Source organism: Olsenella sp. An188 (assembly GCF_002160255.1).
GTDB lineage: Bacteria > Actinomycetota > Coriobacteriia > Coriobacteriales > Atopobiaceae > Thermophilibacter > Thermophilibacter avistercoris.
Genome location: NZ_NFKF01000001.1, coordinates 265,129 through 277,962, shown reverse-complemented (window position 1 = coordinate 277,962; position 12,834 = coordinate 265,129). Strand labels below are relative to the sequence as shown.

10 protein-coding genes are annotated in these 12,834 nt (G+C 54.7%); 8 read left to right on the top strand and 2 right to left on the bottom strand.

What is annotated here, in order from left to right; all coding sequences use genetic code 11:
• Positions 1-50 precede the first annotated feature (50 nt).
• The gene (locus B5F23_RS01315) at positions 51-1,226 is read right to left on the bottom strand and encodes a nucleotide sugar dehydrogenase (protein WP_087350712.1); all 1,176 of its coding nucleotides are present in this window, start codon (positions 1,224-1,226) and stop codon (positions 51-53) included.
• A gap of 98 nt (positions 1,227-1,324) precedes the next feature.
• Here B5F23_RS01315 and B5F23_RS09500 point away from each other — a divergent pair, with 98 nt between their 5' ends.
• The 7 genes from B5F23_RS09500 (at position 1,325) to B5F23_RS01285 (ending at position 11,406) form a co-directional block, all read left to right on the top strand.
• Positions 1,325-2,362, top strand: a complete 1,038-nt coding sequence (locus tag B5F23_RS09500) for a glycosyltransferase family 2 protein (RefSeq protein ID WP_143786327.1) — start codon at positions 1,325-1,327, stop codon at positions 2,360-2,362.
• A 27-nt stretch (positions 2,363-2,389) separates the two neighbouring features.
• Positions 2,390-4,102, top strand: a complete 1,713-nt coding sequence (locus tag B5F23_RS01310; RefSeq protein WP_087350709.1) for a cell wall-binding repeat-containing protein — start codon at positions 2,390-2,392, stop codon at positions 4,100-4,102.
• Between the two features lie 9 nt (positions 4,103-4,111).
• Complete coding sequence (locus B5F23_RS01305) at positions 4,112-6,106, top strand: cell wall-binding repeat-containing protein (protein ID WP_087350707.1); 1,995 nt, start codon at positions 4,112-4,114, stop codon at positions 6,104-6,106.
• 64 nt (positions 6,107-6,170) lie between these two features.
• Positions 6,171-7,202, top strand: coding sequence for an acyltransferase (locus tag B5F23_RS01300; protein WP_158096088.1), 1,032 nt, complete (start codon positions 6,171-6,173; stop codon positions 7,200-7,202).
• A gap of 412 nt (positions 7,203-7,614) precedes the next feature.
• Positions 7,615-9,354 (top strand): DUF4012 domain-containing protein, encoded by a 1,740-nt coding sequence (locus B5F23_RS01295; protein ID WP_158096087.1) that lies wholly within the window; start codon positions 7,615-7,617, stop codon positions 9,352-9,354.
• A gap of 20 nt (positions 9,355-9,374) precedes the next feature.
• Positions 9,375-10,403, top strand: coding sequence for a glycosyltransferase family 2 protein (locus B5F23_RS01290; RefSeq protein ID WP_158096086.1), 1,029 nt, complete (start codon positions 9,375-9,377; stop codon positions 10,401-10,403).
• Entirely contained in the window at positions 10,393-11,406 is a 1,014-nt protein-coding gene (locus tag B5F23_RS01285) for a glycosyltransferase family 2 protein (protein ID WP_143786325.1), read from the top strand. Before B5F23_RS01290 ends, B5F23_RS01285 begins: the two co-directional genes overlap by 11 nt.
• A 9-nt stretch (positions 11,407-11,415) precedes the next feature.
• On the opposite strand, the gene B5F23_RS01280 is transcribed toward B5F23_RS01285, so the two are convergent.
• Entirely contained in the window at positions 11,416-12,423 is a 1,008-nt protein-coding gene (locus tag B5F23_RS01280; protein ID WP_158096085.1) for a glycosyltransferase, read from the bottom strand.
• A 200-nt stretch (positions 12,424-12,623) separates the two neighbouring features.
• Here B5F23_RS01280 and B5F23_RS01275 point away from each other — a divergent pair, with 200 nt between their 5' ends.
• Positions 12,624-12,827 carry a cold-shock protein gene (locus B5F23_RS01275; RefSeq protein ID WP_072371401.1) on the top strand — a complete coding sequence of 68 codons (204 nt, stop codon included), beginning with the start codon at positions 12,624-12,626 and terminating at the stop codon, positions 12,825-12,827.
• Positions 12,828-12,834 lie beyond the last annotated feature (7 nt).

Sequence of the window (12,834 nt, the reverse complement as noted above, 5' to 3'; positions counted from 1 at the left end):
GCCGGGCGGGGTGCCACCTTCTCTTTCAGATTGACTCGCGTCCGGAGCGGTCAGTCGCGCTGCCAGAGGTCTCGCGTGTAGACTTTGTCTGCTACATCTGAGAGGTCGTTGTTCCAGCGGTTGGCGAGAATGACGTCACTGCGCTCCTTAAGCTCAGCAAGGTCTACAAGCGGGTGACCAAGCGCCTCCGCCCCTGAGAGGGTGGGTTCGAAAATGACTATTTCAATACCGCGTGACGAGATGAGTTTGATGACGTCCAGCATTGCACTCTGTCGAAAGTTGTCAGATCCGGCCTTCATGACTAACCGGTATACGCCAACAGATTTTGGGTTCCGTGAAAGCACGCGCTCCGCAATGAACTCCTTGCGCGTTTCGTTGGAATCCACAATTGCCCGAATGAGATTCTGGGGGACATCAGCGTAGTTGCTTAGCAGCTGCTTTGAGTCCTTAGGCAGGCAGTAACCGCCATAACCAAACGAGGGATTGTTGTACTGGCTGCCAATGCGCGGATCAAGGCAGACGCCCTCAATAATCTGACGCGTGTTAAGGCTCTTTGATTCTGCGTAGGTATCAAGTTCGTTGAAGAAGGAGACGCGGAGCGCCAGATAGGTATTTGCAAAGAGTTTGATGGCCTCAGCCTCGGTTGATCCCATGATGAGGGCGGGGACGTTGCTATCCTCAGACCCCTCATCCAGGAGCTGGGCGAACTTGTGGGCAACTTGTTTATCTTCGGATCCGGTGATGCCCACTATGATGCGTGAGGGATGGAGGTTATCATCCAGCGCATGCCCCTCACGAAGAAACTCTGGCGAGAAGAGAACGCGCAGTCCATCAAAACGCTTGGATATGCTGGCAGTGTATCCGACAGGAACCGTTGACTTAATAATGACTGTTGGACTCCCGCCAGAGTTGCTGACGAGTCGGAGAACTTCCTCGATGCTACTGGTATCAAAGGAGTGGGTCACGTCGTCGTAGTTGGTGGGCGTTGCTACGACCACAAAGTCAGCGTGTGCATACGCGGATGTTGCATCGAGTGTTGCGCGGAGGTTTTTGGGCCTTTGGGAGAGATAGCTCTCAATCTGGGGGTCTGCGATCGGGGAGGCGCCGGCGTTGATTTTGCTCACGCGCTTGGCATCTATGTCTACGGCCTCAACTTCGTGGTGCGCGGAGAGGAGGCACGCAAGTGAAAGGCCTACGTAGCCAAGTCCTGCTATTGCGATGCGCATACGGTCTCCTTTTTGTTTGCTCAAACACGTCAAGTATACTCAAACAGATTGAATTGCCCTGCTTGGTTAGACCAGCTTGACTTGGAGGCGCAAGGGATATGCATAAGCAGGTTAAAGAGGTTCTCAAAAGTGCTCTTCCGCCGACAACGAGGATGTTAGACCGTCGTGTCGAGCTCCTCCTCTCAGAAAACCGTGCATTGAGTAATAGGGTAGAGCAGCTTTCAGGCGAGTTATCTGCAGTGAAGAACGTCCTTACTTCTCTACGTGCGGATGGTCTCCGGGGTCGAATGAAAAGCGAGGCGCTTAGTCCGCTTGTAGGTTCCCCGGGAGTGATCGTCTCCGTGGCGTCGTACGGTCCTCGAATTAGTCATATAGCACCCATGCTTGAGTCTCTTGGTCAGCAGAGCGTTCGCCCGGATCGAGCGTTCCTCTGGCTTCCGCTGCGAGATTTTCCAAAAGGAGTTGACGATCTCCCTGCAGACGTAGTTTGCGCTCTATATGACGCGCGGGTTGAGCCGCGGTTTGTCGAGGATGACCTCGGCCCGCATAACAAGTATTTCTGGACCATGCAGGCTTTTCCGGAAAGCATCGTGATAACGCTGGATGATGATGTTCGCTATCCCAATGATCTAATTGAGTACCTTATGAAAATGCATCGTGTTTGGAAGTCGGAGATCGTTGCCAGGCGTGCTCGAGTCATCCTCTCTGAGGGAGAGGGGCTGTGTCCTTATGAGGCCTGGCCACTTGAACTGGGGTCTCTCCTTGGTTCGCCCTCCTTTAGCGTTATTGGGACGGGGGTGGGCGGAGTGCTCTATCCACCACATTGTCTAGACGAGCATGTCTTCGATTCCGACGGGATACGCTCGACCTGCTTACGCGCCGATGATCTCTGGCTGAAAGTTATGTCGGTAATAGCGGGTACCAAGGTTGTCTGCCCTGTCCCCGACTGTCCTCTCGACTATATTCCCGGGACTCAGGAGGTGGCGCTCTGTGACAACAACCTCTATCAAGGAGGGAACGATACTCAGCTTACTGCGATTTTGGAATATGTTTCTCTATTTGCCGACGAAGAGGATATACTGCGTAAAATGCAGGGGGACGCACGAGGTTTCCCGCGCTGTGAAGACGCCACGTAACTACTTAGTGGGGATTGTGAGGAAATAATGGCTGATGGGGATGCAAGAAATCGGTCGCATGTAGTGGGACGACGCGGCTTTCTTAAGTTGAGCGGTTCAGCAGTTTGTGCTCTTGGTCTGGGGGCTGTTGTGGCTGCGGGAGGTACGCTGCTTACTCCCGAGGCTGCCTACGCAACGGTCGAAGGCGACCAGACTCCTCTAACTGACGAGGAGATTGAGGCAGCGATTCAGTCGGGCGAGATCATGACGGAGTTTCCGAACGGTCCCGTAGCGACGTATGCCCTGACAGACTACGCCGTGAAGACAATTGCGGGCGCGAGTCGTTACGAGACGAACAAAGCGCAGGTCCTTTCGGCATTTTCTGGATGCAGCTGGGCTATTGTTGCCAGTGGTGTCGGCTATGCAGACTCAATCTGTGCCGCGGGCCTTGCCGGAGCGCTTGAATGTCCCATTATTCTTACCGAAGCTGACAAGCTGAGCCAGACGGCCATTGATTGTATTAAGTCAATTGGAGCGTCAAACATCTTGCTACTGGGCAGCACCGACGTGGCGTCTCAGCAGGTCGAAGACAGCCTGCGCTCCCTTGTCGGTGGGACTGTTGAACGGTTGTGGGGCGCTGATCGCTACGCTACGCAGATGGCAGTCTACGAGTACGGAGTCAGCCATCAGCTGTGGTCGGGAGATCTCGCTGTTGTATCCAATGCAACTGGCTTTGCAGATGCTCTCGCGATTTCTCCCATCAGCTACAAGTACAAGGCTCCCGTTTTTTATGTTGATGGAACCAATCGCCTTCCGTCCGCACAGGAGGCTGCGGTGCGTGCGTGTGGGAAGAAGCGCTTTCTCATTACGGGCGACGAGAAGGTTATGTCCCCCTCGGTTGAGAGTCTCCTTAAGTCATTGGGTGGCTCCGTCAAGCGACTTGCGGGTGCCAATCGCTATAAAACATCGCTTGCCATTGCCCAATATGCTGTTTCCGACCTTGGAATGAGCTGGAACGGGGCAGCTATTACCTCTGGAAGCGCCCCCTACGATGCACTGGGTGGCGGCCCCGTCCAAGGCAAGGAGAATTCTGTTATCGTTCTGATGGAGGAAGACGACTATCACAACGCCCCGTTCGTTCCTTTCCCGTCCAAGCCGGCCTCAATGAAGTTCTTCGGTGATAAGGCAATTTATTCCAGTGCGTACAAGACGCGTTTTGCTTTGCAGGCGGGCTATAGGCTCACCGATATCGAGGGGCTAAGGGTGTACGTCGATGCTGGCCACGGCGGTTCTGATCCAGGGGCGAGTGGAAGCGGGTACAAGGAGTACCAGCTTACTGCTGAGCTGGCACAGAAGGTGGGAAACTACCTACAGTCAAACTATGGCATCTCCGCATATGTCAACACTAAGGGCAATGACTACAAGCTTCGTCATCCAGAGGCAAAAGCGATGGACTGCAGTGTCTTTGTCTCCATTCACTTTAACGCAAGCGGGGGGTCCGGCACGGAATCTTACGTGCACTCTGCTAATTCCGCCGCTGGGTCAAGGGCTCTGCAGCACTCCACGCACACAAGGTTGGTTTCAGCGCTTGGACTGAGGAACCGCGGTGAGTTGGATGAGTGGTTCGCAGTGGTAAGCGGACCGCTGCCCTCCGTGCTTCTCGAGATTTGTTTCATTGATAACTCGAATGACATGCGTACTTATCAGGGCAAAAAGGAAGCGGTTGCTCAGGCTATTGCTCAAGGTATCGCCGAGGCGTAGGAGGTCATAATGAAGGAAAGGGCTCATAACGTCACTCGACGTAACGCGCTTCGTCTGAGTGCCTCTGCGGTATGTGCGCTTGGGCTCGGCATCGTTGCTTCGACCTTGGTTGGCCCGAAACCAGAGTGCGCACTGGCCGAAGAGCTAGTTAGTTGCGTAAACGACGAGGATGAGTACACTTTCCTCCCTGATGATGCGTTGACCTTGGACGATTTGCCGTCCGAGATTCAACTTATGGCGGCTTCGGAGAACGTTTCCGTGGTAAACCTGGGTGGGGAAGACCGGTATGAGACTGTAGCGAAGGAAGCCCTTTACGCCTTTCCCAATGGTTCAAATACCGTGGTTGTTGCAAGTGGAGTAGGTTATGCCGATTCCATTGCGGCGGCGGGGCTTGCCGGGGCTTTGGGATGCCCGATTCTTCTAACCAACTCTACCTACGTCCCTTCTGTAACGGATAGCGCTCTTAAGACGCTCAAAGCTAGTCGTATCGTTCTTCTCGGCAGCGAAACGGTTGCGAGCTCTGCCGTCATGAATAGCCTCCGCAGCTTTGGTTCGGTCGAGCGCATCTGGGGGCCCGACCGATATGCGACGCAGATGGCCATATATCGCTATGGTGCGAGCCGTGGGCTTTGGTCGGGAGACACGGTCATTGTTGCGGCTGCCACTGGGTTTGCGGACGCCCTGTCCGCTTCTCCGATAAGCTATGCGCTTAAGGCACCTGTCTTCTTTTGCGATTCGTCCAGGACGTTGCCCGCCGATCAACGCAATGTTTTGTCGAATGAGCTCACGTCAGCCAAAAAATTCCTTCTGTTGGGGAGTCCATCGGTGACTGCCGACTCTACTCTTACTTATCTTCGGAATTTGGCCTCGGCCCGCGGTGGTAGCGCTGTTCGTCTCGGCGGAACGCTTCGCTACGATACCAGTATGCAAATTGCTGAGTATGCAGTAAAGAATCTTGGCTTCAAGTGGGACGGTGTCGCCTTCGCGTCGGGTCAGGGTCCTTATGATGCGCTCGGCGGCGGTGTTGTTCAGGGCAAGGAGAAGTCCGTGCTGCTCCTTGCCGACGGGACCAACTACAGTTCGGTAAACGTTATTACTCGTAATGGCGGCTCCGTGTCGACAACTCTCAAGTTCTTTGGAAGTACTGTTGTGGTTCCGGCTGACGTGAGGGCGAAGATTTGCACCACGTTGCATGTCCCTTACCTCAATAACACTTCTTTCCCGGCATATGGAATCACTCGGGCAAAGATGGCTCAGCTTCAGGTCAGTCGTAATGAGGGCAATGGGTACTCCTATGAAGACTTTTATTCCGCCCTCAATCCTGACCAGCACGAGTATGGCACCTCGAGCTTCTATCAATTTGCTGTGCTCACCAGTGGCTACTCGGGTATTACTGGGGATAGCCTAAATTCGTACGTGGTAAATAATTGCACGTATCAGGAAAGCGCCTATGGGCGGACTAGCACTCTGCGTGGGTTGGGTAGCGCCTTTGTTGAGGCTGCTCAAGCGTATGGGGTCAATGAGGTCTACCTTCTTGCTCATGCCATCTGGGAGAGCGCTTGGGGCTGCTCTGATCTCGCTGCTGGTTGGACGCCTGATTCAGACGGTGAGATCGTCGTCAACGGGAATCACTTCCCATACTATAAAGATACTACGTACTATAACTTCTACGGCATAGGAGCAGTTGATTCCAATGCGCTTTCCGGCGGCCGAGCTTTGGCGGTTAAGGAAGGGTGGACAAGCCCCCGGGCCGCTGTGCTTGGAGCGGCGCAGTGGATTAGTGCTAACTATCTGCGACGGTCTTTGGGCGCGCAGAACACGCTTTATCTCATGAAATGGGATGTGGTGGGAGCTGCAAAGACGGGCTCTGCCTCACACGAATACTGTACAGGTCTTGGAACGTGGTGCACGGGCATTGCAAGCATAATTGACCGCTGCTATAAGAGCGTCGGCCGGTCCTTTGGAAGTGCGCTGGCCTTCAGCTTCCCCGTTTATGCTGGCTAGCGCTTCAGCTCGGGCGGAGCGCTTGCTGGGGCCAGGGCTATACCCTGACCCCAGCAAGCGGCTTGTGTGGCTTGACGTAGTAAAAACGATTTCCGCCTTCGCCGTTGTTGTGACCCACATTGCATCTATTGGCTGGCAGGCGATGGCCCCTTCTGACGAGGGGTGGCTGGTCACGAGCATTTATGAGATCGCGACTCGTTTTGCCGTCCCCGTTTTTTTTATGGCTTCGGGTGCTCTTCTGCTCAACCCTCGTCGAGAGCTTAGCACTCGACGCATTTTGACTATCTATCTGCCTAAAGCTGCTGTTCTTGCCCTCGTTGTGTCATTTGCGTACTGTGTCTTCGAGCGTACGGTCTACGGCTGGCAGGGCTGGAAAGTCGTAATTGTCGCCGCTTTGGACGGCCCATACTTCATTTGGTATCTCTGGGTTCTTGTTGGGCTATACGCTCTAACCCCACTGCTTCGCCTGGTTAGCAGGAACTTGGATTCTCTGAGTTATGCTGTGGTCCTTCTCGCCTTCTTTGTAATAGGACGCAGCACGGCAGATGCAATGATACCGGGCTCTCTTCTGGCGGTTTGGATGGATAATTTTATTCTCTTTTCTTCCGGAATGGAGGGCGTGTTCTACTACCTACTTGGCGCGTGGCTCATAGCTCATCCATTTAGCAGAAAACTCGCATTGATTTCCATTCTCCTAGGGGCGATTTCGCTCACCCTTGCCGTGGCCTTTAATTACCGCGATGCTTTAGCAAATGGGCCAGATCTATACTATGTTGCCCGCGATAACCTTTTTATTGCAATCTATGCGATTGGTGCGTGGCAACTTTGTCGTCTATTTTGTACCAGAGAATATGAGGGACCCCTATTGCGATGCTTGGTCAGATGGGGGATGTTTATCTACCTATTTCACCCATTTCTACGGCTTATGATGGAAGGGATTTCTTTCTTTCACCCCCTGATCGACTGGCTGATCGAAGCACCTCTTGAAGCCATTCCGATAGTTAGCCTGCTGTTATGGGTGATTTCTGTTGGCTCAGCGTTTACCTACGAAATCGCTTGGTCTCAGATCCGGAAAGTGTCAAGTAGGGTAACCTGAGTTGTTGTGTGTGCCGCCATGTCGGCAATAGGGGCAATTGCCCATTTATAATTTGATCGCGCAATCGCACGCACCTTGCTTCCATTTCTTGTCGGACACAGTTCGGGCCAGCTGGTTCAAGGTACGCATTGGGCGAATGGGAGACCTGCTCGAGACAAGGTTAGTTTTGAAAGGGGTCCCTGTGTTTTGGGTGGATGTCCAGAAGATTGTTTATGATGGTATCCGTTGCATAATGAAGGAGATTCAGCTGTATTAGGAGTTCTCTATGGCCTCCCATTTTGCGCCGAAAGGCAGACAAAAAAGAAATGCTAGAAACTTCAGACGCGGTTACTCGCGCTCTGAAGCTGCTTACTACTCCAAGGCTCGCCGGGGAGGATCGGGCGGAGGACGCTCTGGCCGTACCGTAGGCATCGTGATTGGAGTAGTCCTTGCGGTGCTTCTTGTCGCCGTGGGAACTTGCGGTGTCTTCCTCTACCGCTCTGCAATGTCGGTGAAGAATAGCGCATCCGTAATTATGGCGCAGGCCTCAACTCTCAAGGACAGCCTCAAGAACGGGGACGAGTCTGGACTAACCACGTCTCTCAACGCAATCGTCAGCAACGTAAACGATATCAACGCGGAGGTGAGCTCTCCGCTCTGGACGGCCGCGACGCTGATTCCCGTAATCGGCGAGGATGTGCGCTCGGTGCAGACGCTGGGCACGGTCGCCTCTGATCTTGTCAATGATGCGCTTGTTCCCGTTGCTACCAGCTTGTCTGGCACGGGACTCTCCAGCCTGCTCCAGGACGGATCGGTAAACGTTGAGCTCATCCGTACCGTCTCCAGCTCCGTAAGCGATGCCATTCCCGTCATCCAGAGCTCCGTCGATACCATTTCGTCGCTTCCCGAGGCACACATCCCCCAGCTCCGTGACGTGCTCGAGCAGGTGCAGGGTCCCGTCAGCGAGGCCCAGGGCCTCGTTGGTCAAATCGAGCCCATTCTCAACCTGCTTCCCCAGATGCTCGGGGCGGACGGTCAGACGAGAACCTACCTCGTTATTGCGCAGAACAACTCCGAGCTTCGCGCAACGGGCGGGCTGCCTGGCTCTTGGGGTACCATTTCTATTACGGACGGCGTTATCTCGATGGGCGAGTTCCAGTCCATTCTTCACGACGAGGGTCTGCAGGTTGAGATTACCGACGAGGAGAGGGCTGCCATCGCGACCAACATGGATACAGATCCAGCTCAGGTCAACTGCACCGCAGACTTCACCCGTGTTGGGCAGCTCGCTCGGGACTACTGGGCACAAGAGGGCCTGGGCACGGTTGACGGAGTTGTCGCTATCGATCCGGTGTTCCTCCAGCGCTTGCTCTCTCTCACAGGTGGCTTTACGGCCCCCGACGGTACGGCTGTTGACGGCACCAATGCGGCAAAGGTCCTGCTGAGCGACACGTACTGGATGTTTGGCAATGACGGCGACGCCCAGGACGCCTACTTTGCCGCCGTCGCAGGCCTTGCTTTCGAGACCATCATGGATAACCTCGGAAACGCTGGTATGACTGACCTCATGGGCGTGGTCGAGCAGTCGGGGAAGGACGGCAGGCTTCTTGTGTGGATGGCAAACGAGGACGAGCAGAGCCTTATGGTGAACATGGGGCTTTCCGGACGCCTTGAGAGTGATCCCACGAAGCCCGTGCTCGGCGTCTATCTTAACGACGACACCTACAGCAAGATCAGCTGGTATGCATCTTCGAGCACGGTTGTGGGGGAGGGCGTCAAGAACGCGGACGGTACTACCACGTATGACGTAACAACCACACTTACCAACACCATTACCCCCGAGGAGGCTGACAACGCCCCAACCTATATCTCGGGCACCAACGGAGCGAAACGCGATGTTTCGGACATGCTTGACTTCGTGTTCTTCTATGCCCCGGCAGGGGGCACCATCACCGATTTTCAGGTGAGCGAGGGGGCGCTCTTTGAGGACTATGGCATTGCCGATGAGACGCTAAGTGGCCTTCAGGTGCTTCGCATGAGGACCCATCTGCTCGCGGGCGAGACGGCCACCTTCACCTACAAGGTTACGGTCTCTGCCGACGCTGCGGAGCCGTTGTCGGTGCGTACGACGCCGCTTGCTCAGGAGAGTCTGATGGGGCAGCAAGGCGCTTAGCCACTTCTCTGGAGGTTTTCGTGCCAAAGGTTTCTCTTGTTATTCCCGTCTGCAACGTTGAGCGTTACCTTGACGAGTGCTTGGACAGTGTTGAAGCGCAGACGCTCGAGGACATTGAGGTCATATGCGTAAATGATGGCTCGACCGATTCGTCGGCTGAGATTCTTCGTCGCCATGCGCAGCGGGATAGCAGGATTAGGCTTGTCGACAAGCCCAATGCGGGCTATGGCCATACCATCAATCTTGGCATCTCTTTGGCGACGGGCGAATACCTGGGGATCCTTGAGTCGGATGACTTTGCCGAGTCCGATATGCTCCAGCGTCTCTACGAGGTGGCAGAAAGCAAGCGGCTGGATGTCGTCCGCGCAAACTACTGGCTTTATTGGAGTTCGCCAGAGCCACGAAACGAGTTCGTGGAGTTTTGCCAGCAAGAGCATTGCGGAAGCGTCTTTAGTCCGCGAGAGTATATTGAGCCTTTCTTCTTCCCTCCGGCATTGTGGTCCATGCTGGTTCGGAGGGAGCTTATTGCCAAGAATGGACTCAGGCTCCTCGAGACTCCCGGGGCCTCATTCCAAGATACCTCGTTTAGTTTCAAAATCTGGTCTGTTGCCAAGCGTGCCATGCTACTTCACGAGGCCTTTCTACACTATCGCCAAGATAACGAGGCTTCCTCAATAAACAACAAGAGTAAGGCATACTACGTGTGCGATGAGTATGCAGAGGTTGAACGTTTTGTTCGTGACGACGTCTCCGACTTGAGCCTGATGTCTATTGCCCAGCGGCGTAAGTACGATGCATATGTCTGGAACTTGGGGCGTATAGCCCCCTCGCTCCGCGTGGAGTTCGCTCGACGTGCGTCGGGCGAGTTCTCTGATGCAATGGAGCGTGGCTGGCTGAGGGATGCCCCCCTCACCAAAAGTCAGAGACGTTCGATTCAGGTGCTCATAGAGAGGCCCGAGATCTTCGTCTCCCGCTTTAATGAAGGGGCTTCTCCTGCGTATCCAGCGTTCGTATCAAAGTTGCTCGGTCGAATGAGAGGTGGCTGCTAACATGGCGCGCCCGGCTGTTTCAGTCATTAGCCCTGTATATAACAAGCGCCCCTTTTTGAACGGCTGCGTAGAAAGCTGTCTTCGCCAGTCACTCCAGGAGATTGAGCTCGTCTTTGTTGACGATGGCTCCACCGACGGCTCTTTGGATGAGTTGCGCAAACTGGCGAACGGAGACTCAAGGATTAAGGTCTTCTCTCAGGAGAACTCTGGCGCGGCTTTGGCGAGGAATCGCGGGATTCATGAGGCGACTGGTGAGTTCGTCTTCTTCTTGGATCCCGATGACTATATTCCGGAGACAACTGCTCTCCAGCGGCTGTACGAATCTGCTCAGAGGTGGGGAACATCCATTGCGGGCGGATCGATGGCAATCGATAGGGGAGGTGTCCTCGATCGTGACTCCCTTCACGGGAGCTCTCTTGACTCCTTTGAAAGCGAGGGTGTCGTCGAGTATCGCGACTACCAGTACGACTACGACTACACGCGCTACATCTACAGCCTGGATTTGTTGAGAGACAGGGAAGTCAATTTCCCAGCGCTCACGCAATTTGAGGACCCGGTCTTCTTTGTTCACGCCATGCTCGCCGCAGAGCGTTTCTCGACCATTCCAGACGTCGTTTACGCCTATCGTGTTGCGTATCGCATGGAAGGCTCGTGGAGCGCCCAGATGGTGCTCGATCGCATTGCGGGAATCCAGGAGCTGCTTGATCTTTCACGGAATCTGAAGCTCGACGTACTTCATGCACATCTTGCCGGACAGCTTGATGGGGAGATGCGTTCTGCGTGTCTCGACAATAGTGATAACGATGCCGTGCTTGCCGCCATGTGCCATGCAAGCGCTTCGGTTGACGTTGGCTTGCTCAAAAGCGCTGATCCCTCTGCCCCCGACATCTTTGTGCTGGAGGCGTTCAAGCGCATGGGGAAAGCGTTTGCGGTGCGTCGCGCGCTTCGCAACACGCCTCCGGGTAGGCTCGCCGTTTTTCTGAAGAGAAAGATTGCAGGTTAGTCGACGTGATCAACGAAGCCTTGAGCGAATGTGGCGCAAGGCTATTGAGGGATGCTTCAGCATGTAGTGGGGTCCGTCTGCCTGGCGGAAGTGGGCCTCCTTGTAGTACCAGGGAATCTTTTTTGACGTCCTGACTACGTTGCCGTCAATGAGTGACATCATTCGGTCGATGGCTTGCCGTATGTTGGGGTCGTTTTCATCGAAGTCCTTGACGAGCATGTCGATATAGGCACACCCGCGGTTGTAGTGCCCCTCGAGGATCCGAGGGGCAGAGACCCCAAGCCTCTTCAAAATGTCATCCATATCGAACCAGCGGTCATAGATGATTGAGGGGTCGCGAACGTTTGATGACGAGCCGGCTGCAAACTCTCGGTAGAAGTAGAGGCACTCGTCTAGATACACGATGGAGCGAGCCTGGACGAGCGTCTCAATAAGCCAGGGGTTATCAGCCCATCCCGCCCCGGGAATCTCATGCATTTTGATGTCGTGTTCACCCAGGAAGGGGCGTCGATAAATTGCCGTCCAAATACTGGGGTGATGGTAGAGAAACTCAGCGTCCTCGTCGAGCGTAAATCTTACGTCGACGTGCTGAACACGATGCAAATAGTGGGCGGGCTCTATCCTCTCTGTGGGGGAGTCGGCATCAATGACACGCCAGTAAGAGGCCTTGACAATGTCAGGATTGTCATGCTGGCGAGCGCAGGTGATGAGCTTCTCGAACATGGTGACGTCAACGTAATCGTCAGGCTCGACGATGGCGATGTAGTCCCCGTTCGCTCTGGAAAGTCCGACGTTAACGGCGGATCCGTACCCGCCGTTGGCCTTGTGAACAACAGTGACCCTGCTGTCGCGCGCCGCAAAGGAATCCATGATTTGAGGGGATCTGTCAGTAGAGCCATCGTCTACGCAGATAATCTCAAGATGCTTGAGCGTCTGGGAGCACACACTCTCGAGACACTGCTCAAGGTACTTTTCGGTGTTATATATGGGAAGGATGACCGTGACGTCGGCAGGCATACTTTCTTGCTCCCGGTGAGTGGCTTCTCGTGCGTCTCCTATTGTATGCGATGCTCCCACCGGCACATTATCGGCCCCAAACGGATTGTCGCGTTTGGGGCCGCTTTTTCGGGGTAACATATCCCTCGTGGCTTTTCGGCCACGGGTATCGCGCGGAAGCGCAGCTTTTGCCCTGCGGGGCAGAGAAAGAAAGGCACGACATGGCACAGGGTACTGTCAAGTGGTTCAACCCGGACAAGGGCTACGGCTTCATCTCTCGCGAGGATGGCGACGACCTGTTCGTCCACTACTCCGAGATTCAGATGGACGGCTTCAAGACGCTGGACGAGGGCCAGGCCGTCGAGTTTGACATCACGACCGGTCAGAACGGCAAGCTCCAGGCTTCCAACGTCCGCAAGCTCTAATCTCCTT

Bases quoted from the DNA above. Each gene is read 5' to 3' on its own strand.
- B5F23_RS01315 (WP_087350712.1), bottom strand. From the start codon at position 1,226: ATGCGCATCGCAATAGCAGGACTTGGCTACGTAGGCCTTTCACTTGCG.
- B5F23_RS09500 (WP_143786327.1), top strand. From the start codon at position 1,325: ATGCATAAGCAGGTTAAAGAGGTTCTCAAAAGTGCTCTTCCGCCGACA.
- B5F23_RS01310 (WP_087350709.1), top strand. From the start codon at position 2,390: ATGGCTGATGGGGATGCAAGAAATCGGTCGCATGTAGTGGGACGACGC.
- B5F23_RS01305 (WP_087350707.1), top strand. From the start codon at position 4,112: ATGAAGGAAAGGGCTCATAACGTCACTCGACGTAACGCGCTTCGTCTG.
- B5F23_RS01280 (WP_158096085.1), bottom strand. From the start codon at position 12,423: ATGCCTGCCGACGTCACGGTCATCCTTCCCATATATAACACCGAAAAG.
- B5F23_RS01275 (WP_072371401.1), top strand. From the start codon at position 12,624: ATGGCACAGGGTACTGTCAAGTGGTTCAACCCGGACAAGGGCTACGGC.